Below are 20,798 nucleotides of genomic sequence, written 5' to 3'. Positions count from 1 at the left end.
GCGCGCGCCCGGCGTCCGGCGGTCGCGCCGGGCCGGATCCCGTGGTGGGACCGGGCCCTGAGAGACTGCGCCCATGACGCCTTTGACGCCCATGACGCCCACGAGCAGGGAGCAGCGCGCGATCCTCGTCATCGGTATCGGAGCGGGCGACCCCGATCACCTGACCCTCCAGGCCGTGAAGGCCATGAGCCGTGCCGATGTCTTCTTCGTCGTCGGCAAGGGGCGGGAGAAGGAATCGCTGACCGATCTCCGCCACACCATGATCGAGGAGCACGCGCGGGGCCCGTACCGCGTCGTGCGGGTGGCGGACCCGAGCCGCGACCGCCGCCCGATGGACCACGGTGCCTACCGGTCCGCCGTCCAGGACTGGCGGGACCGCCGGGCGGACCTCTTCGAACGGCTCCTGCGCGAGGAGATGGGGCCGGGGGAGACCGGTGCCTTTCTCGTCTGGGGCGATCCGTCGCTCTACGACAGCACCCTCGGGATCCTCTCCGCCGTCGAGTCCCGCGGCTCCGTCTCCGCGACGATCGAGGTGATCCCGGGCATCACCAGCGTCTCCACGCTCGCCGCCCGGCACCGCATCCCCCTCAACCGGGTCGGCGAGCCGGTGCGCATCACCCCGGCCCGTCGCCTCCCCGACCTCGGCCGGGGCGACGACGGCGACCACGGCGACATCGTCGTCATGCTCGACGCGCACGCGTCGTTCACGCAGGTCGAGGGCGACGACATCTGGATTTACTGGGGCGCCTACCTCGGCACACCGGACGAACTGCTGATCGCCGGGCCGCTGCGTGAGGTGTCGGACCGTATCCGCGCTGTACGGGCCGACGCGCGGGCCCGGCACGGCTGGATCATGGACACGTACCTGCTGCGGAGCATGGAGACACCGGACGGTCCCCGTACCCCGACGGCGCCAGGGGAGAACGACGGGCCCGACGGGCCCGCCGCCTGAGACCGGGCGGGCCGCTTCCGGGACAGGGCCCGCTTCAGTTCCCCACGCCGAGGCCCGACATGAACGCGGACGGGTACCGGTCGCCGCGCGCCGCGCCCGGCGGCACCGCCTTCTCGATCTCGGCGAGGTCGTCCGCGGTGAGGTTCAGCCGCATCGCGGGCAGCGCCTCGGCCAGCCGCTCGCGGGTGCGGGCGCCGACCAGCGGCACGATGCCCTCGCCCCGCGCCGCCACCCAGGCGATGGCCAGTTGGGCCACCGTGCACTCCTTCGCCCGGGCGACCGTGCGCAGCGCCTCGACAAGGCCGAGGTTGTGTTCCACGTTCCCGCTCGTGAACCGGGGGCTGAAACCGCGGCTGTCGCCGGCGCCGGCGGCGCGGCCGGCGGACCAGTGCCCGGAGATGAGGCCGCGGCCGAGGACGCCGTACGCGGTCAGTCCGATGCCCAGCTCCCGCAGCGTCGGCAGGACCTCCGCCTCGACCGCCCGCGAGATCAGCGAGTACTCGATCTGCAGGTCGGCGACCGGGTGCACGGCGTGCGCCCGGCGGACCGTCGCCGCGTCGACCTCCGAGAGGCCGAGGTGGCGCACGTACCCGGCGTCGATCAACTCCTTGACCGCGCCCACGGTCTCCTCGATCGGCACCGCGGGGTCGAGCCGGGCGGGACGGTAGATGTCGATGTGGTCGGTGCCCAGCCGGGCCAGCGAGTAGGCCAGGAAGTTCTTCACCGCCGCCGGACGGCCGTCGTGCCCGCCGAACTCGGACCCCGGACCCCGCAGCATGCCGAACTTGACGCTCAGCCGGTAGCTGTCCCGGTCCCTGCCGCGCAGCGCCTCGGCGAGCAGCAGCTCGTTGTGGCCCATCGCATAGAAGTCGGCGGTGTCGATCAGTGTGACGCCGGCCTCCAGCGCGGCGTGCACGGTGGCGACACTCTCCGCGCGGTCGGCCGCGCCGTAGGCGCCCGACATGCCCATCGCGCCCAGGCCCAGCGCGGAAACGGCCGGACCGGTGCTGCCCAGGGTTCGCATCTGCATCGTGTTCTCCTTCGTGGTCGATCTGCCACCCACCCTGCGCCCGCCCCGCCGCCTACGGGAGCGGAGCGTTCATCATGGGAGAGCCGCTCCCTGGATCGGCCGGTCCCTCGCGAGGGACCATGGGGCCATGGAACGTGACCAGCTCGCCGATTTCCTGCGCCGCCGCCGCGAGGCGATCCGCCCGGCGGAGGCCGGCATCGCCGACGGCCCCCGGCGCCGCACCACCGGCCTGCGCCGGGAAGAGGTGGCCATGCTCGCCGGCATGTCGGTGGACTATGTCGTACGCATCGAGCAGGGCCGTAGCAGCCGGCCCTCGCCCCAGCTGCTCGGCGCGCTGGCCCGGGCGCTGCGGCTCTCCGACGACGAGCGCGACCACCTGTTCCACCTGGCCGACCACCAGCCGCCGCCCGCCGACGGAGTGGCAGGACTGGCCCGGGCCGGCCTGATCCGCATGCTCGACCTCCTCGGCGACACCCCGGCCCTCGTCCTGTCGGACCTGGGCGAGATCCTCGCCCAGAACCGGACGGCCGTCCTGCTCACGGGCGACCACACCGCCTTCTCCGGCGACCGGCGCTACGTCGTGCACCGCTGGTTCACCGACCCCGCCGCCCGTGCCGTCTGCCCGCCCGAGGAGCGGGAGCACCACGCCCGCAAGCTCGTCGCCGACCTGCGCGCGGCCGCCGGCCGCCGGTCCGGCGACCCCACGGTCGCCGGACTCGTCGACCGGCTGCGGGCCGCGAGCGCCGACTTCCGCCGACTGTGGTCCGAGCACGAGGTGGCGGTCCGGCGCGCCGACCGCAAGACCTTCCTGCACCCGAGGGTGGGCCGCCTGCTGATGGACTGCGAGACCCTGGTCACGCCCGACCAGCGCCAGCAACTGCTGGTGCTCACCCCGGCGGACACCGGGACCCGCGAGCGGCTGGATCTGCTGCGGGTGCTCGGCACCCAGGAGTTCCCCACCGGGCGGGCCGGCCCGCCCGTACGGTGAACCGCGTGCGGGACCCTCCCCGGGCGGTCACCCGGGTGCGGGAGCGGCGCCGGAGACCACGCGCATGCCCAGCCCGCGCACCCGGTAGATGCACGTGCCGTCACCCCACAGCGACGCGTCCGCCACCGCGTACGGGCCCCGCGCGTCCGTACCGGACTCGACGATGTCCAGGTCCACCCGGATCAGCCGGTTGGCCGGGGTGATCTGGCCGCGGTACGTCCAGGCGATCTCGCGGCCGGGCAGCACCGGCTCGAACCGGGGGTGCGGGACGCCGTCGGCGGCGCCGCGTTCGAGCAGGTGGTACTGGAGCAGCTGGCACATGGCCTCCAGGCCCAACGACCCCGGTTGCACCGGATCCTGGAAGAAGTGTGCCCGGAAGAACCACTCGTCCGGGACCACATCCTTCTCCGACCGCAGCCGGCCGAGCCCCGCACGGCCCCCGTCCGGCCAGCAGCCGGTGATCCGGTCGAGCATCAGCAGCATCGGCCCCGGCAGCCGCGGCTCCCCGGCGAAGTACCGGGCGGGCCGTCCGGTCAGATCGACCGGGCGCCCGCCGGGCTCGTCGATCCTGGCCCGGTCCTCGGCCGGCACCGCGAGGCCCGGCTGGTCGTCGAAGGCCGACGGGGGGAAGTAGCCGAAGACCGTGGAGAGTTCGAACAGCGGCGCGCCGTCGGCCGTGCACCGCACCCGGAAGGACTCCACGATCATGTCCCCGCCGCGGGAGACACGGGTCAGTACGGCATGGGTACGGACCGTGCCCGTCGCCGGGGTGACCTCACCGCCGACCGTCCCCGTCCCGTCGAGGTTGCGGAACAGCAGATCCGTGCCGGTGGTCAGCGCGCTGCCCACGTACGAGGCCAGCCATCCGCAGGGTTGCAGCGCGATCTCCATGAGGACGGCGAACGGCATCGTACGGCCGCCGCTCTGCTCGAAGTACCAGGCCCGCGCGGGTACGTCGTACTCCGCGACGACAGCGCTGTCCTCCCGCATCCCGCCCTGCGGCCCGTCCACCGAGACGATCCGGCTCATGAAGTGATACGGCGGCCCCGGCAGCCGAGCGACCCTGCGGGTGCCGTCGAAGGGCGTGTACGGGGCGCCGAACGCCTCGCTCGGTCTGCCCCAGGCGCATGCCAGCAGCGAGGCGTAGCCGAAGGGGAATCCGTCGGCCGCCGCGGCCACGGGCTTCTCCTCCCGGTGCCCGGCCAGCCCGCCGAGCAGGGGCAGCGGCACCGGCGTGGTGCCGGCCTGCACGGCGGGCGGGCCCGAGCGCCGCCAGTGCGACAGCGGCCAGTCGGGCACCAGCCGCAGCGCCACGTCGCGGCCCAGGAACGCCTTCGCCCCGTCCACCGAGCCCAGCACATCGGCGTGGAGCGTGGGCACCGGGCCGGCCGAGACACCGCGCACGAACACCTCGTAGACGACGCGCCGGCCGGACGGAGTGGCCTGGCCCCGGCACATCGTCCGGCACGGGTGGCCGTCGACCGGCTCGAAGCGCCAGCCGTCCCGGTCCACGGTGAAGCCCATCGCCGCCAGATAGAACGCCATCGCCTGGAGACCGCCCTGGAGCATCAGGGTGCCCGGCATGCAGGGATCGTTCTTGAAGTGCCCGGCGAAGAACCAGTCGTCCGGCGACAGCGCGGTCTCGGCCCGCAGATAGCCGCGGCCCCACGGTCCTCCCGCCGGGTCGAACGCGGTCACCTCGTCGATCAGCCGCAGCCGGCCGTCATCGAGCCGCGGCGGACGGACCTGGGCCGCCGTCGCCTCCCAACCGGGCCCGAAGCACTCCGCCGGCCGGCCCTGGGCCAGGGCCGCGACCCGTTCCGCGCCGAAGCGGGTCAGCCCGCACCGTACGGCGGGCGGGTCGAGCGGCAGACCGTCACCGGGCGGATGTTCGGCGGGGTCCCACCGCACACCGCCACCGCCGGCCAGCTCCTCCGGGGTGAAGAACCCGGCCTGGCCCTCGCGGACGCTCAGCCGCAGCTCGCCGCCGACGAAGCACTCGTAGTGGAAGAAGGCCAGCCGGACGCCGCCGTGCTCCGCGTGGCCGTCGATGTGGATCTCGTAGCGCAGGGTGTCTCCCGCTTCCGGCGGACTGCCGTGGTACGTCACCTCGCAGCCGAGCAGCCGGTAGGCGCGCTCGCCCCGGTTGAGGAGATCGACGCCCAGCCAGCTGAGCAGGAGCAGGTCCGCTTGGCCCGCCTCGATCAGCAGTCCGGCCGGCATGCGCCCGGTGGAGTCCAGGTACCAGCTGTCAGTCAGGACGTCGGTCTCGGTCCAGATCGTCCCGTCGGTGCGTACCGGGCCGGGCGCGGCGAGCGCCGCGGGGACCGCGTCGATGCCGGTGACCCGGTCCGCGAACAGCATGGGCGGCCCGGGCATCCGGGTCTGCACCGCGTACGCGTCCTGCTCGGCGAAGCGGGGGCCGAACAGCGCGGAGATCTCCCGGGAGGCGAGGTGCTCCAGCTGGGCACGGTCGAACTTCGGCCCCGGCCGCACCGGTCGGGCGGGCGCGGGTGGGGTCTCCGGCAGCCGCTCGGGACGTACGGGGGTGAGCACGCCGGCGGGCGGGCGCGGCGCCGCAAGGCCGGACGCCCGTAGGGGGACGGGCCCGGCGGCGGTCAGCGCGGTGACGGCGAGGGCCGACATCCGCAGGAACCGCTGGTGGACCTCGATGTGTACGGCCATGATCTCCTGGTGCAGCGCGGCGACCCGCAGGCTCTGCCGGACGACCGCGGCACGGCCCCCCGAGGCTCCGGTGACCGCTGCGGCTCCGGCGATTCCTGCGGCTTCCGTGAATCCGGCCGCTCCTGCGACTCCGGCTGCTTCCGCGACACCTGCGACTCCGGCTGCTTCCGCGACACCTGCGGCTCCGGCCGCTTCCGCGGTCTCCGCCCCTCCCACCGACCGGGGCTCGGGTCCCGGGGCGCCCCGTCGGCCGGTCTCCCGGTCCGGCACCGGCACCAGGTGGGGGGCCCGGGGCAGGGTCACCACGGCCGGCTCCTGGGTCGGCGGCGGCAGACACGGAGTCGCGGGTACGGGAACGGTGACGGTGGGCCCCGGGCGCGGAACCTCGGTGGCGGCCTCCGCGAGCCGGGCGAACAGCTCGTCGGCGCGGACCGGCACCCCGGCGACGACGAGTTCGGCGACCGCGAGGCAGAGCTGCCGCAACCCGGTGTCGCCCGGGGCGTCCAGGGCGACGGCCACGTGGTCGCGGTCGCCCAGCACCCGCTTGACCCAGCCGGTGCACAGTTTGCGCGGCCCGTGCTCCACGAAGATCCGGACGCCGTCGGCCCAGGCCCGCTCGACCGTGGCCGCGAAGTCGATCGTGTTCAGCCCCTGCGCGGTGAGCGCCTCGGCGGCCCGCTCGGCCGTCGGCCGGTACGACTCCCCACCGGCCCCGCTGTAGAACCGCACCCCGGGGACATCGACGGTGGGACGGTGGTGTGCCGCGCGCCAGGCCTGGTGCACCTCGGCCAACTCCGGTGCGTGGGCCGCCAGATCGTAGTCCAGCTCGATCGCGCGGTCGGCGCCGATCCGGGCCACGACGGCCCCGCACGCACGGGACTCGCCGCCGATGACGCAGACTTCGGGCGCGTTCACCGCCATCAGATGGACCGCGACCTCACCGGCCAGCTCCCGGCGTACCGCCTCCAAGGGCGCGTTGACCAGATAGGTGGCCCAGCGGGTGCCGTGGACGCCCAGCCGCTCCCAGTGGCGTCGCACCGCCCGGAGTTCACCGGTCAGCTCCGTCGTGAAGAGCCCGCTGTCCAGGGTGGCGTCGTACAGCCCCGCGGCGTCCGGCCAGGCACCCAGTGCGACCAGCGCGGCCGACTCGCCCGAGGAGTACCCGACGGCGGCGTCCGGCCGCAGCCCGAGCACGTCCCGGGTGAGTACGGTGTGGAAGACGGCGAGTTCGGCGGCGTCCCAGATCTGGTCGAACACCCCCCGCTCCGTCCGGGACCGCAGCCGTGCGCCGATCGCCCCGTGCCCGGCCCGGACGGCCTCTCCGAGGCAGGGCAGCGCGAGCATCAGCTCATGGCCCATGCCCGGGTACGCGGCCGAACCGTTGGTGTAGACGAACGCGGTCCGTCCCGCGACCGGCCCGTCCCGGTACAGCACGTCCGCCGGACGGATTCCGCCCTCGGCCAGCCAGCGGCGGGCGGCCTCCTCGCGGCCCGGCAACGTGGCGTCGTCGTCGACCACCAGCGCCAGCCGGGCCGGGCCGGCGGTGGACCGCGTACCGGCCTCCAGCGCCGCCAGCACCTCCCGGCGGTCGGCTCCCGAGAAGACGTGCAGGCGCGGAGCCGGGCCCCGCAGCCACGGCCGGGCGTCCCCCGCGCGCAGCCGGACGCCCGCGGCGGGCCCCTCCATCGGTGTCAGCGCGACCTGCGCGGTGCGGGCGACGGCCGCGGTGTCCGCGGGCCGGCCGGGACGTGGCACCGCGCGGTGCTGGAGCGCGAGCGCGGCGACCGCGACGGAGACCAGCCCGTACGCGGCATGCGCGCGGCCGAAGGCCGACGCCGGGTCGAACACCGCGTCGGGGCCGTCCCCGATGACCATGTCCGGCATGTCGGCGGGGTCGGTGGCGGCAGTGGGGCTGACGGGCTCCTCGTCGAGCAGCGCGATGACGGTGTCACCGTCCCGGCGGGCGGTGTCCAGGGACTTGAGGACCAGGACGACGGCGGCGTCCCCCGGTTCGCTCTCGTACCCCAGCTCCCGCAGCGCGGTCCGGTGGACCACCTCGTGGCACAGGTCGGTGGAGCCGACGAGCGCCGCGTCCGCCTCGCCCGCCCGGAGGGCCCGGGCCGCGACGTCCAGCGCCACCAGCCCGGACGCCTCCTCCGCCGACACCGCGAAGCTCGCTCCGGCCAGGTCGAGTTGGGTGCTGATGCGGTTCGCCACCAGGTTCGGCATGCTGCCCACCACCCCCTCCGCGGTCATCGGCCCCACGAAGGCGTCCTGGGCGACGGCCGCGGACGGGAGCGCGGCTCCCGCTCCCGCCTGCTCCAGCCAGTAAGGAACCCGCCAGCGGGCACCGGCCCGCGCGACTTCCGGGTCGACTCCCATACCGATGACCACCATGGTCCGCTCGCGGGGCAGGGACACCGCCCCCGCGGCCTCCCGGGCGGCCTCCAGCACCAGGAGCTGATGGCGTACGGTCCGCTCCAGGGCGAGCGGCGGGAAACACAGGTCCGTCAGCTCCACCGCGATCTCCGTGGCGGGGCCGCGCCGTTCGCCGCCCAGCACCGCCCGGCGGAAGTCCTCGGCGCAGGTCCCGTCGCCGACCCGGGCGCCCAGGGCGACGATCGCCACCGGGCCCCGGCCGCCCGGCGTGCCCCGCGCCGGGGCCGGGACGGGCGCGGCGGACACCGGGCGGGCGGGGGCGGACACCGGGCGGGCCGGGGAGGAGCGTCCTGCGGACACCGGGCCGCTGTCGTCCGGGTGATCCACGATCAGATGGGCGTTGGTCCCGCCGAACCCGAAGGCGCTCACCGCCGCCCTGCGCGGCCCCGGCCACGGTTCCGGCGCGGTCAGCACCCGTAACGGCGTGCCCGTCAGCGCGTCCAGCGGCCGTTCGGCGCCGAGCGTCGCCGGGCGGATCCCCGTACGCAGCGCGCCGAGCACCTTCAGCAGCCCCGTCACCCCCGCCGAGGCCAGCAGGTGCCCGACGTTCGACTTCGCCGAACCGACGGGCACATCGTCCCGGGCCCCGAAGACCCGGGCCATGGCGCGCGCCTCCACCGCGTCCCCGACCGGTGTCCCCGTCGCGTGGCACTCGACGAGCGATACCGTCCCCGGCGCGAGGCCCGCCGCTTCGTACGCCAGGCGCATGGCCCGTACCTGGCCCTCCTCCGCCGGGCTGATCAGCCCGGCGCCGCGCCCGTCGTTGGACAGCCCCACACCGCGGATCACGCCGAGCACGGGCAGCCCGGCGGCGCGCGCCTCGGACAGCCTGGCCAGGGCGACGAAACCGGCGCCCTCACCGTGCACCAGCCCGTCCGCGTCCCGGTGGAAGGGCCGGCTGCGCCCCGTACGGCTGGTCGCGGACAGCCCGCAGAACCCCACGTGCAGATAGAGGGGGTCGGCCCGGCTGACCGCCCCGGCCACCATCAGGTCCGCCGTGCCGTCGTGCAGCCGGTCGCACGCCAGCTTGATCGCGTACAGCGAGGAGGCGCAGGCGGCGTCGAGGGACCACGCGCCCGCGCCGAGCCCGAGCGCCCTGGCGGCGAGCCGGGCGGGCAGTCCGGACGAGAAACGGTTACGGGCGTCGGGCCGCACCCGGCGCTCTCCCGTCAGCAGGGCGTCACGGACCGGCGGGCGCTGGGCGGACAGCCAGACATGCTCGGCGAAGGCCGTCCCCAGGGGCGTGGGGTAGGAGAGGTTTCCCAGCACCAGTCCCGCGCGCGGCAGCGGACCCTCGCGGCCCGCCTCCGCGAGGGCCTGGCGGACGCCGTACATGACCCAGTGGAAGAGCGGGTCCAGCGACAGGATCCGCTCCGGGGCGATCCGGAAACCGCCCGGGTCGAAGACGGACTCGAACCCCTTTACGTACCCGCCGACATCGCCGTAGGTGCGGTCGAGATGATCGTCCACCGAGCCCATGGCCCAGCGGTGCGGCAGCCGCCACCTGCCCTCGGGGACGGCCGACAGGCTGCCGCGGCCCGCCGCGACGTTCTCCCAGAACGTGTCGGGATCGAGCGCGCCGGGCAGCACGCACCCCCGGCCGACGACGGCGATCGGTTCGCATTCCATACGGGGCTCACTCCGGGTCAGGGACGGGTCGCTCGGGTCGAACGCAGCGGAGACGGGCGGGACTTCGGAGTGACTTGCCTAGGCGGGACGGCGGACGAGTTCCACGCCGAGGAGTTCCAGACGGACGGTCCCGTCCGCGTCGATCAGCGCCGCGTCGCAGCGCGCCCCCGTGCTGTGCGCCTTCCGGCCCCGCACCACACACCGCACGGTGCCGTCCACCGGGCCGCGCCGGTGCACCCTGCACTCCGCGACGGCCATCGGCAGCGTCGCCGCACCGATGGCGTGCCGGGCCCAGACCAGGGCGAGTTGGAGCGCGCCGTCCACGGCGGCCGGGTCCAGCGGCCAGTGTTCCCCCGGCCAGCCCAGGGCGCGCAGGCCCGCGACGGTGGCCTCGGCGCCGTGCTCCGAGACACCGCGCGGGGTACGGACGGCCTGGAACCGGGGGCCGTGGAAGAGGAGTTCTCCGTCGTAGAACGCGCCGCGGTCCAGCGGCTCCAGGCCCTCCGGGCTGCCCCAGCCGGCCGGATCCGGCTCCACGGCACCGGAGTCCAGTACGGCCCGGAAGTGCGCCACGCCGTCCGCGCCCCGCAGCTCCGCCTCCAGCCCCGCCGCCGAACCGGCCGCGCCCCGGCTCCCGTGCACGGTGAGCCGGTGGCCCTCGCCGGCCAGTTCAGGCAGGGCGAACTTCTTGTACACCCGCAGGTCGCGCAGGACGAGCGGACCGGCATCCGGCCGCCAGGCGGTGGCCGCCCCGGCGAACCAGTTCAGGACCATCGCCACGGGCAGCACGGGAACCCCGGCGATCGCGTGGTCGGCCAGGTGCGCCATGGTGTCCGCCCGGACCAGCAGCTGGGCCGGCGGCGGATCGCCGACGGGGGACAGGGCCGCGGGATCGTCCCCGGCCGCCAGCGTGACGCGCGCCTCGCCGGCCGTGCCGTCCAACTCGGCGGTGAAGGCGGCGGCCCCCTGCTCCAGCGGGATGAGCGGAACCCCCGACCGGCCGAAGTGCGCGGCCAGGGCGGGCGTGACCATGCCGCCCTGCCACGGGCCCCAGGCGACGCACCGCACCAGGCAGTCCGGGCGGCGGGCCTGCTCGGCCGAGGCCACCTGGCCCAGGACCTCGTTGGCCATGGCGTAGTCGCTCTGCCCCGCGTTGCCGTACCCGGCGGCCACCGAGGAGAACAGGCAGATCACGTCCAGCGGATCGTCGGCCGTCGCGGCCAGCAGCGCGCGCAGACCGTCCACCTTCGTGGACATCACCTGCTCGACCTGCGCGTCGCTCTTGTCGGCGATCCGCTTGTCGGCCAGGACCCCCGCACCGTGCACGATGCCGGTGACCGGGCCCCACGCGTCGCGTACGTCGCGCAGCGCGGCGGCGAGGGCCTCGCTGTCGCGGACGTCGGCCCGGACGTACCGGACGGGCGACCCCGCCGCCTCCAGCGCGGCCAGCGTCGCCCGTACCTCACGCGCGGCCAGGATCTCCCGGGCCCGTGCCGTGATCCGGGCGGGCGAGGAGTCCGCCGTGGATCCGGTGGAGTGCTCTGCGGTGTGCTCCGCGGTGTGCTCGGCGGCGTGTTCCGCGAGCAGCCGGACGAGCGCCGGTTCGTCGTCGGCCGAGGCCGCCCCGTCGGGCTCGGGGACCGGTTCCGTCCTGCCGAGCAGCACGATCCGCGGCCGGTGCGTCCTGGCCAGGTCCAGCAGCGCGGCGGCGGTCACCCCGCGGGCCCCTCCCGTGGCCACGATCACCGACGCGGAGGTGATCCGCGGCGCGGCGGCGGGCGTCACCGGGGCGGGTACGGACCGGAGGGTGGTGCGGGTACCGTCCGCGCGGAGACCGGCCTCCGTGGCGGGGCCGCCTTCGAGCAACTCCCGTACGATCGCGTCGGCGACCGCCTCGTCGCTCCGGCCGCCCCGCTCGCAGTCGACGGCCTTGACCGAGGCGTCCGGCCACTCCTTCGCCGCCGTCCTGACCAGACCGGCGACACCGCCCAGCCACGCGCGGCCGGGCGCGTGACCGCCGAGCCCGAAGTCGCCCCCGGTGTCCTGCACGGTCACGAACAGTCCGCCCCGCCCGGCCGTCCGCGCCGCCACCGAACGTGCCGCGCGGAACACCGACCGGTGGACCTCCCGCGCCTCTTCCGGCACGCCGCTCCCGGTCAGCGCGCCGAGGTGTACGACACCGCGCGCGTCCTCGGGCACCTCGGCGACGGCGGTGGTGTCCACGCCGCGCTCCGCCAGCTTCCGTGCGACGAGGCCGGTGAGCCCGGCGCCGTCGGGACCCCCGCCCGTCACCACGAGCGGCCCGTCCAGGAGTCCGGCCATCGCCAGCCCCGCCGCCGGTGACGCCACCGCGCGCGGCACCAGCCTGGTCAGCGCCGCCTTCGGCCCGGCCCCGGCCCTGGTCCCGGAGTCGGAGGCGGCGGGCAGGGTGGGGGCCTCGGGGGCCTCCGCGCCGGTGGGTGTGGTGAGCGCCTCGACGATCTCGCGCAGGGTGCGGAGCCTGCCGAGCTGACCGACATCCCCCGCCACGACGTCGCCGACCTGCCGGCGCACGGCGGACAGGATCTCGACGCGCTTGATGGAGTCGACCCCCAGATCAGCCTCCAGCTCCATGTCCATGCCCAGCATGTCCACGGGATAGCCGGTGAGCCGGGCCACCACCGAGAGCAGCAGCTCCTCCAGCTCCGACGCCGACAGGGGCGCGGTGGCGACAGCCGGTGCCCGGTCCTCGGCGGCGGACGGCGCGGGTGCCGGCGGGGCTACGGGCGCCGACTCCGCGCGCGGTGCCGGAGGGCGGGGGAGCGACAGCGGCACCAGGGGAGCCGGCGCCTCGACCACTCCGCCGACGCCCTGGTCCAGGCTGCCTTGGTCCAGGCTGCCTTGGTCCAGGCCGCCTTGGGCCAGGGTGCCCTGATCCTCTCCGCCGGGGATTCCTCGTACTCCTCCTTGCCCGCCGTGCGCACCGAGCATCGCGCTCAGGGTGGTCTCGGTCATCCGCAGGAACGCGATATGGCTGTCCGTCAGCATGCGTTGACAGGCGGCATGGGCTTCCGCCGTCTGCCGCTGGACACTCTCGACCGCGGCGTACCAGTCGGCTCCGACGGTGGCCCCGGGCCCGCCGTCGTCGGCGGGCGCCGTGTCGTACACCGGTGGCTCCGGGGCGCGGAGGGTGGTCGAGACGTGAGCGGGCATGGGAACCGCCAGAGTGTCGTGAGCGGAAGCGGGGGCGTGGTCAGGAGAGGGGACAGGGGCGGGAACAGGACCAGGAGTGGGAGCGGGCCGCGGCTGCCGTTCCGGCAGAGCTGCCGGAACGGGCGGGGCTGGTGCCGGGGCTCCGGCCCGGGGCGGGTAGAGCTGGCCGTGGTTGGCTCCGCTGATCTTCACGGTCATCCGGGGCCCGCGCTCCTTCGCCGCCGTTCCGGGCGCGGCGTACGGCGCCCAGAGGGGGGCGAGGTCCAGGGGCACACCGCGTACGGCGAGTTCACCGAGCGCGGTGTGCAGGGTGCTGACCCCGGACCGGCCCGGCCGGTCCAGGGGGACGGCCGCGTGCTCGCGGTCGCCGAGGATCTGCCCGACCAGGCCGGTCAGGGTGGTGCCCGCGCCCACCTCGACGAAGGTCCGCACCCCCGCCGCGTACATCGCCTCGATCTGGTCCTGGAAGAGCACCGGCGAGGCGAGATGGCCGGCGATCCGGCGGCGTATCCCGTCGGGCGAGGCCGGGTACGGGGCCGCGTCCGCGTTCCCGTACACCTCGATCCGGGGTTCCGTGAGCGGGACCGTGCGCAGGAACGCGGCGAGGGGCTCACCGGCCGGGGCGACCAGCGGGCTGTGGAAGGCGGTGGAGGTGGTCAGCCGGCGGGTGCCGATCCGCTCGGCGGCGAACACCTTCTCGGCCCGGGAGACCGCCTCCGTCGTCCCGGAAAGCACCGTCTGCAGAGGGGAGTTGTGGTTGGCCGGCCAGAGGTCATCCAGTCCACCGGGTCCACCGGGTCCGCCACCGGCCAGTACCGCCGCCACGCGCGCCCGGTCCGCCGCCACGGCGAGCATCGCCCCCGGCACGGCGGCCGCGTCCCGCATCAGCTCACCGCGCCTGCGGGCCAGGGTGACCAGCGAACCGGAGTCCAGGACACCCGCGCAGTGCAGCGCCACCAGCTCACCGAAGCTGTGGCCCGCGACGCAGTCGGGCCGCAGGCCCAGCGACCGCACCACTGCGAGCAGCGCGAGCGAGTGCACCGCGAGCGCGGGCTGCGCCCACTCGGTGGCGGCCAGCGACGCCTGCCGGGCCGCGCGCTCCTCGTCGGTGAAGGCGGGCGGCGGGAACACCACCCGGTGCAAGGGCAGTCCGTCGAACCCGGTGCCGCCCAGCTCGTCCCACACGGTCTGGGCCGCCGGTGCCAGCATCGCGAGATCGGCGCCCATGCCGACGTACTGGGACCCCTGCCCCGGGAAGAGGAAGCCGATCCGGCCGGGCGCCGGTGTCCCCGCGGCGTACCGGATCCCCGTCGGTGTCGAGAACGGTGTGCCGGGCCGCCGCCGGATCAGCGCGAGCGCCTGCGCGTACCGCTCCCGCAACTCCTCGACGCCGGTGGCGACAACGGCCAGCCGCACCGGATCGGTGGGCGAGAACGCGCTGTGGCTCTCCCGCGCGAGCACGGCCAGCGAGCGGTCGTCGCCGGTGTCCGGCGCCACCAGGGCGGCCGGGGACGCGCCGCTGAACAGGACGAGTTCGCTCGGCGCGCAGCGGTGGCGCGGCGCCGCCCGGGCCGGGGTGCCCGAGGGCACGTACTCCTCCAGCGTGACGTGGAAGTTGCTGCCCCCGAAGCCGAAACTCGACACCGACGCCCGGCGCGGGTGACCGGTGGGCCGTACCCACGGCCGGGCCTCGGTGTTGACGTAGAACGGGCCGTCCGGGGTGGCGGCCGCCGGATTCGGCCGGTCCACCTTGATGGTCGGCGGCAGCACCTTGTGGTGCAGTGCCATGACCGCCTTGAGCAGCCCCGCCGCGCCCGCCGCGCACTTGGTGTGGCCGATCTGCGATTTGACCGAGCCGATCGCGCACCACTGCCCGTCCGTACGCCCCGACGCCCCGAACACCTCGTTCAGCGCGTCGAGTTCCGCGGTGTCCCCGGCCTTCGTACCGGTCCCGTGCGCCTCGACCAGCTCCACGGTTTCCGGACCGTAGCCCGCCTCCTCGTAGGCGCGTCGCAGGGCCCGCGCCTGACCGCCGGGCAGCGGCGCGTAGATCGCCGAACTCCTGCCGTCGGACGAGGTGCCGATGCCCCGGACCACCGCGTGGACGCGGTCGCCGTCCCGCTCGGCGTCGGACAGCCGCTTCAGCGCGTACATGACCACCGCCTCGCCGAGCATCGTGCCGTCCGCCGCGTCCGACAACGGGCGGCAGTCACCGCTGCGGGACAGCGCGGGGGTCTTGGAGAAGGACAGGAACATGCCGATTCCGTTGCCGGTGTCCACCCCACCGCTGATCACCAGATCGGCCCGGCCGAGGGCCAGTTCGCCGACCGCGGTGGACAGCGCCGCCAGGGAACTGGCGCAGGCGGCGTCGGTGGTGTGGTTGGTGCCGTGCAGATCGAACCGGTTCGCGATCCGGCCCGCGACGACATTGCTGAGCAGCCCGGGGAAGGTCGACTCACGCCACGGTGTGTAGTGCGCCGAGATCCGGTCGCACACCGCACGCGCCTCGGCCTCGGTGAGTCCGCTCTCCCGCAACGCCTTGAACCACACCGGGCGTTCGGTGCGACCGTACATGTGCGGAAGCAGTTCCAGGGCGGAGACCCCGAGGACGACGCCCACCCGGTCCCGGTCCATGTCCGACAGGCCACCGGCGTCGGCCAGCACCTGGTCGGCCACCATCAGGGCGAGCAACTGCGAGCTGTCCGTCGCGGACAGGCTGGTGGGCGGCACACCGTACGCCATCGGGTCGAAGTCGACGTCCGGCAGGAACGCGCCCCGGCGGGCGTACGTCCTGTCGGGTGCGGCCGGGTCCGGGTCGTAGTGGTCCGACACCAGCCAGCGGGAGGCCGGCACCTCGGTCATCAGGTCCCGGCCGCCGGTCACGATCCGCCAGTAGCCGGCCGCGTCGGTCGCGCCGGGCACGAGGGCGCCGGCACCGACCACGGCGACGGGCACCTGACGGGGGGTGGAGGCGGTCACGGTCTCTCCTCGGGTTCGGACGGCGGCAGTTGACGGATCCGGCGCACCGGGACCGCTCATGCCAGCGCGCACGGTGTGTAGGTGAACGCGTCGGATGTCAACGGGACTCCGTAGGTGCGCAGTTGATGGGCGCGGGTGAGAACGGCGGCGCCTTCGAGCAGGTTGAGCGCGATCTGTACGACGGACCGGTTCGCCGGCTCGGCCAGGAAGGTGCCCGCAGCCCATCGGTTGAACGCGCCCATCGCGGGACCGCACCAGATCTGGTAGTCGGCACGCCGGGCCGTCTCGCCGGTGATCGCCCAGCGGCTCGAACTGCCCAGGTACCAGCGGAAGACCAGCGCCATACGATGCTTCGGGTCGGACTCGGCCCGGGTGATCTCGGTGGGGTCGCGCCGTTCCCAGAACGCGACGGTGCGCCGCCAGATCTCGTCGAACGGGGCGCGCAGCACATCCCGTTCGATCGGGGCGCGCACCGCGGGCGGGATCTCCTCCAGTGAACCGTGGGCCCGGTACGCCGCGTGGAGCCTGCCGGCCCGCTGGGCGAACATCGTTCCCCGGGAGAGCACTTGCAGCTGGACGCCCAGCTCGAACATGTCCGCCGCGGGCGCCATGGTCACATCGGCGACGTCCGCCGCGCAGAGCATCGCCTTGGCCTCGTCGGACAGCCCTGCCTCGGTGGCCGTCTGGTTCACCGACCCGACGACCACGTAGGACGCGCCGAGGGCGAAGGCGGCGGCCACCGCGGCCGGTGTGCCCAGCCCGCCGGCCGCGCCGACCCCGACCGCCCGGTGGTAGCCGAACCGCCGGCACAGTGTGTCGCGCAGCGAGGCGATCCTCGGCAGCAGGACCGACAGCGGCCGGTTGTCGGTGTGTCCTCCGCTGTCGGCCTCCACGGTGATGTCCTCGGCCACCGGTACGAGGGCCGCGAGGCCCGCCTCCTCGGGCGTCAGCCCGCCCTGTCCGACGAGCCGGTCCAGCAGCGCGGCCGGGGCCGGCGAGAGGAACCTTTCGGCGACCTCGGGGCGGGAGACCTTGGCGAGCATCCGCGTACGCCGGACGATCCGTCCGTCCGCGCCCCGGCGCAGCCCCCGGGCCGAGCACAGCACGACGGCGGGGGTCAGCTCCATGAACGCCGACGCCGAGATCCGGGGCACCCCGCACCGCAGCAGCAGCTCGGCGACGCGGAACTCCAGCTCGGGCTCGGCCGGTGAGTGGATGAGGTTCACGCCCCAGTTCGGGCGGGAGCGCAGCTCCTCGGCGAGCGTGTGCACGGCCCGCTCCACATCGCCGTAGGCCAGGCCGCCGGCGCCGAAGAACCCGAGCATCTCCGCACGGGCCATCGCGGACACCATCCGGGTGGTGGCGATGCCGTTCGCCATCTCACCCGCGACATAGGGGAAACGGACGCCGTGCGCCTCGCAGAAGGTGCGTCCGCCGAGCCACTCGGGATACAGCGGGGGCAGCGTACCGAGTACCGGCGCACCGGACCCCGACCCGGGACGGGGGCCGGTCGCGAGCCCCAGCTCACGGCCGCCGGGGCCGCTGACGACGTGGACGGGTTCCCGGATGCGCCGGGCCAGCGCGACGATCTCCTCGGGGGAGAAGACCGGCGGGGACCCGGCAGGGGAGCCGGGAGCGGCGAGGACGGACACGGAGGACTCCAGCGGGAGTTGGCAGGGACTGACGGGAAGACTCGGCGGCGCTGACGGGCGTTCAGGAGTACCGGCCGCTCAGGAGTACCGGGCGGGGGAGAGGCCGGGCCCGTCCGCAGGCCCGGCGCGCACGCGGTCCCTCGCGGCCAGGCCGGAACTGAGATAGTCGAGGTCCACCCGGTCGGAGGCCGCCGAAGGACCGAGCAGGGCCCTGACCCGGGTGTCGTCGAAGCGCCGCCGGTGGGTGAGATAGACCGCCAGCCCGGGGTAGAAGTCCAGCAGGGACTCCAGCGCCGACGGGTCGTCCGGCTCGGTGCCGACCAGCTCGACCGAGACCGGCACCAGCCGTTCCAGCAGGGCCACGACCATCGGCACGGGCACGTCACGGTCATGGACGACGTGGTACGTGTCGACCCCGCCCGAGGGCGTCCGGTCGGCGAGGCGCACCATGAGCTGGGCCGCGTGGTCCACCTGCAGCAGGTTCAGCCGGCCGTGCGGATGCCCCACCAGCCGGACGCGGGGGCGGCCGTCGCGCTCCGGGCCCCCGCTTCGGGTGCCTCGCGCGTCGCGCATGATCCGCTCGACGACCTGGAGCGGATGCGAGGGCAGCTCCGGGTGCGGCGCCAGATCCGTGACCAGGATGCTCGGCCGCAGCACCACGACCGGACGGGCGTGCTCCCGCGACCAGGCATGGATCAGCTTCTCCGCCTCGTACTTGGAGCGTTCGTAGGCGTTCTCGAAGCCGTACGCGTCGTCCAGCTCGTCCTCGTACGCCACCCCCTCGCGCCGTCCGCCGGCCACGAACGCGGTACTGACGTGGTGGACCACGGGCCGCCCGCGCCCGGCGGCGGCCAACTCCAGTACGTGCCGGGTGCCTTCGACGTTGGTCCGGCGCAGCTCGGGGAGATCTCCCTCCAGGTTGATGCTGCCCGCGCTGTGCCAGATCGCGCCGAGACCGTCGGCCAGCTCCCGGAAGGCGCGCCCCGGCAGACCCAGCCGGGGCCGCTCCAGCTCGGTCTCCACCACCCGCAGTCGGTCGGTGAGTCGGGCGGTGAACGCCTCGGGCGCGCCGGTCAGTTCGAAGAACCGGGTGATGCGGTGCAGCGCGTCACCCGAGCCCGCGTGGGCCAGGACCGTCACCGATCGGTGCCTGGCGAGCAGACGACGTAACAGGCGCAGTCCGAGGAATCCGGTGGCGCCGGTGAGGGCGACATGCACGACCGCGACTCCAAGGGGTTCGAAAGAGGACCGGACCGCGACCACGTACGGTGGCGGGTTGGCCTCGGTGTGGAGCTACCAGGGCATTTCGACGACACGAAAAGGGCCCTCCCCCCGGAGGCCGACGACCGCTGACGCACCGCACACGGTGTCAGAACGCGGGCGGTGGAGAGCCCGTGATTTCTCCTCCTCACCCGAACGGATTACCCGCACCACGGCCGTGGTGCGCCTCGGACGGTCCCCCAAGGAGCCTCCGTCCCAGGCCAGGGCCCGGCCGTACGGACCTGATGAAGCGACCCCGGCCGTACGGGCCCCGGCCATGTCCTCCTTTCGGGTGATTCCATGGGCGCCGGCCGGGATGTGGTCCCGAGGCACGCGACGCTGGTCGGTGGGCGGGGCGTAGGTGCTGGGCCGGTACGACACGGGGACAGCGCGCACTCCGGGGGCATCGGGCGCGTACGGAGGCTCACCACTGCCGGATATAACCGGAGGTGAACGGGCGTCCACGGCGGCCGGCCAGGAACCCTACTGATGAGTCCGACCGATCTGACCGATCCGACCGATCCGACGCGGGGCGGCGCCGGGTGGAGTCGTCACCGGCCCGACCGTCCGCCCGTTCGTTCGTCCGCAGGCACGAACTGGAGTCCTCCGATGCCCGAGTCCGTTCCGTCAGTCCCGTACGTTCCCTCGCCCCGCCACCCCGCCCACGCGCTCGACCGCGCGTTCCTCGGCATGGAACGCCGCCATCCCGGCGCCCGCTGGGACGCCGGTGGCGTCGCGTATCTGAGCGGTCCGCCGCCGAGCCTGGCGGACCTCCGCGCGTACGTGGCCTTCCGCCTGCCCCAACTGCCCCTGCTGACCAGCCGGGTCGAAGGCGGACGGCGACGCCCCCGGTGGCGGACGGACACGGACTTCGCCGTCGACCGGCACGTCCACGAGGTGGTCGCCGACGGGCCCGAGGAGTGGGACCAGGCCCTGCACACCGCGATCAACGCGCCGTTCGCGCCCGGCACCTACTGGGGGGTCTGGCTGGTCCACGGCCACGCGCCCGACCGGTACGCGGTGTGTTACCGCTTCCACCACGCCTGTCAGGACGGTGCGGCCGCCGCGATGACGTTCCGGACCATGCTGGGCGAGGGGGAACCCTCGGCCCGCCCGGTGCCGGGGAAGGTCCGCCGGACCGACCTGCCCCGACGGGTGGGCATGGCTGTCGGCCTGGCCGTGAAGTTCGCGTCGGCCTCCCTCGTCGGCCGCGGCCCCCGGCCGGCAGTCGCCCCCTTCGTTCCCACGGGCGAGAGGCGGCTGTGGCGCGGCCGGGTACCGGCGGGCGAACTCCGCCGGATCGGCGCGGCGCGTGGCGGCTCGGCCCACGATGTCCATCTGGCGGCGCTCGCCGGGGCGTTGGCGGCCTGGTCGGCGCGGTCCGGCGTACCGCTCCCACGGGTGACCGCACTGGTACCCGTCGACGCGCGCCGCCCCGACGAGGATCAGACCTGGGGCAATCGCTGTTTCGCCCTGCCGCTGGAGCTGCCCGTACGGACGGGCCCGCAAGACACGGACGCTTCCCGGGGCGAGCGGGGCGAGCAGGGCGGCCAGGGAAGCGATGCGCCCCTGTGGCGAGTGGACCGCGTCATGGCGAGGACCCGGAAGCTACGAGGCGAGGCCTGGCGGCAGGCGATTCAGGACCTGGTCCGGTACATGCCGGACCGTCCGACCGAGTGGTACCTGCGGCGGGTGATCTCCCCACGTGTCACCGACGTCATGGCCACGTCCATGCCTCTCGCCGACAAGGGCAGCCTGGGGGAGACCCAGGTGACCGCAACCGCCCTGCTCCCCCTGCTCGTGCCCGGACACCTCTTCGGGGTGGGCCTCTCCTTCTTCGACACCTGGGCCGAGGTGTCCTTCCTCGCCGACCGCGCCCTTCCGCTCGGGGAGTCGCTGCCGGGCCTGTGGGAGCGGGCGGTGGCGGAACTGGACGGTGACCCGGGACGGCGACCCGAGGTCCCGAAGACCCGGCATTGACGGAGCGGCCCG

Annotated in this window: 8 protein-coding genes; 3 read left to right on the top strand and 5 right to left on the bottom strand. The window is 74.6% G+C overall.

The window, feature by feature from the left end; genetic code table 11:
- The first annotated feature begins 73 nt into the window (after positions 1-73).
- Entirely contained in the window at positions 74-952 is an 879-nt protein-coding gene (gene cobF / locus ACFXKG_RS33655) for a precorrin-6A synthase (deacetylating) (protein ID WP_384847046.1), read from the top strand.
- Between the two features lie 34 nt (positions 953-986).
- Here the strand turns inward: cobF and ACFXKG_RS33650 are convergent, their stop codons facing one another.
- The gene (locus tag ACFXKG_RS33650; RefSeq protein ID WP_384847044.1) at positions 987-1,982 is read right to left on the bottom strand and encodes an aldo/keto reductase; all 996 of its coding nucleotides are present in this window, start codon (positions 1,980-1,982) and stop codon (positions 987-989) included.
- A 127-nt stretch (positions 1,983-2,109) separates the two neighbouring features.
- On the opposite strand from ACFXKG_RS33650, the gene ACFXKG_RS33645 reads away from it, so the two are divergent.
- Positions 2,110-2,970, top strand: a complete 861-nt coding sequence (locus tag ACFXKG_RS33645) for a helix-turn-helix transcriptional regulator (protein WP_384847042.1) — start codon at positions 2,110-2,112, stop codon at positions 2,968-2,970.
- Between the two features lie 27 nt (positions 2,971-2,997).
- On the opposite strand, the gene ACFXKG_RS33640 is transcribed toward ACFXKG_RS33645, so the two are convergent.
- From ACFXKG_RS33640 to ACFXKG_RS33625, 4 genes are all read right to left on the bottom strand, one after another.
- Positions 2,998-9,723, bottom strand: a complete 6,726-nt coding sequence (locus tag ACFXKG_RS33640) for a beta-ketoacyl synthase N-terminal-like domain-containing protein (protein WP_384847040.1) — start codon at positions 9,721-9,723, stop codon at positions 2,998-3,000.
- 78 nt (positions 9,724-9,801) lie between these two features.
- Positions 9,802-15,894: an SDR family NAD(P)-dependent oxidoreductase gene (locus ACFXKG_RS33635; RefSeq protein ID WP_384847038.1), complete on the bottom strand. Its 6,093-nt coding sequence runs from the start codon at positions 15,892-15,894 to the stop codon at positions 9,802-9,804.
- Between the two features lie 56 nt (positions 15,895-15,950).
- A complete protein-coding gene (locus tag ACFXKG_RS33630; protein ID WP_384847036.1) occupies positions 15,951-17,546 on the bottom strand; it encodes a PfaD family polyunsaturated fatty acid/polyketide biosynthesis protein in 1,596 nt (531 codons plus the stop codon).
- Positions 17,547-17,624: 78 nt separating this feature from the next.
- The gene (locus ACFXKG_RS33625) at positions 17,625-18,764 is read right to left on the bottom strand and encodes an SDR family oxidoreductase (RefSeq protein ID WP_384847034.1); all 1,140 of its coding nucleotides are present in this window, start codon (positions 18,762-18,764) and stop codon (positions 17,625-17,627) included.
- A 651-nt stretch (positions 18,765-19,415) separates the two neighbouring features.
- On the opposite strand from ACFXKG_RS33625, the gene ACFXKG_RS33620 reads away from it, so the two are divergent.
- Positions 19,416-20,786 carry a wax ester/triacylglycerol synthase domain-containing protein gene (locus ACFXKG_RS33620; protein ID WP_384847032.1) on the top strand — a complete coding sequence of 457 codons (1,371 nt, stop codon included), beginning with the start codon at positions 19,416-19,418 and terminating at the stop codon, positions 20,784-20,786.
- Positions 20,787-20,798 lie beyond the last annotated feature (12 nt).

This window comes from Streptomyces sp. NPDC059255, from assembly GCF_042752355.1.
Taxonomy (GTDB): Bacteria; Actinomycetota; Actinomycetes; order Streptomycetales; family Streptomycetaceae; genus Streptomyces.
This window is presented reverse-complemented; position numbering and strand designations above follow the sequence as displayed.

Excerpts from the sequence above, each read along its gene's own strand:
- ACFXKG_RS33640 (WP_384847040.1), bottom strand. The coding sequence starts at position 9,723 with ATGGAATGCGAACCGATCGCCGTCGTCGGCCGGGGGTGCGTGCTGCCC.
- cobF (WP_384847046.1), top strand. The coding sequence starts at position 74 with ATGACGCCTTTGACGCCCATGACGCCCACGAGCAGGGAGCAGCGCGCG.
- ACFXKG_RS33645 (WP_384847042.1), top strand. The coding sequence starts at position 2,110 with ATGGAACGTGACCAGCTCGCCGATTTCCTGCGCCGCCGCCGCGAGGCG.
- ACFXKG_RS33620 (WP_384847032.1), top strand. The coding sequence starts at position 19,416 with ATGCCCGAGTCCGTTCCGTCAGTCCCGTACGTTCCCTCGCCCCGCCAC.
- ACFXKG_RS33650 (WP_384847044.1), bottom strand. The coding sequence starts at position 1,982 with ATGCAGATGCGAACCCTGGGCAGCACCGGTCCGGCCGTTTCCGCGCTG.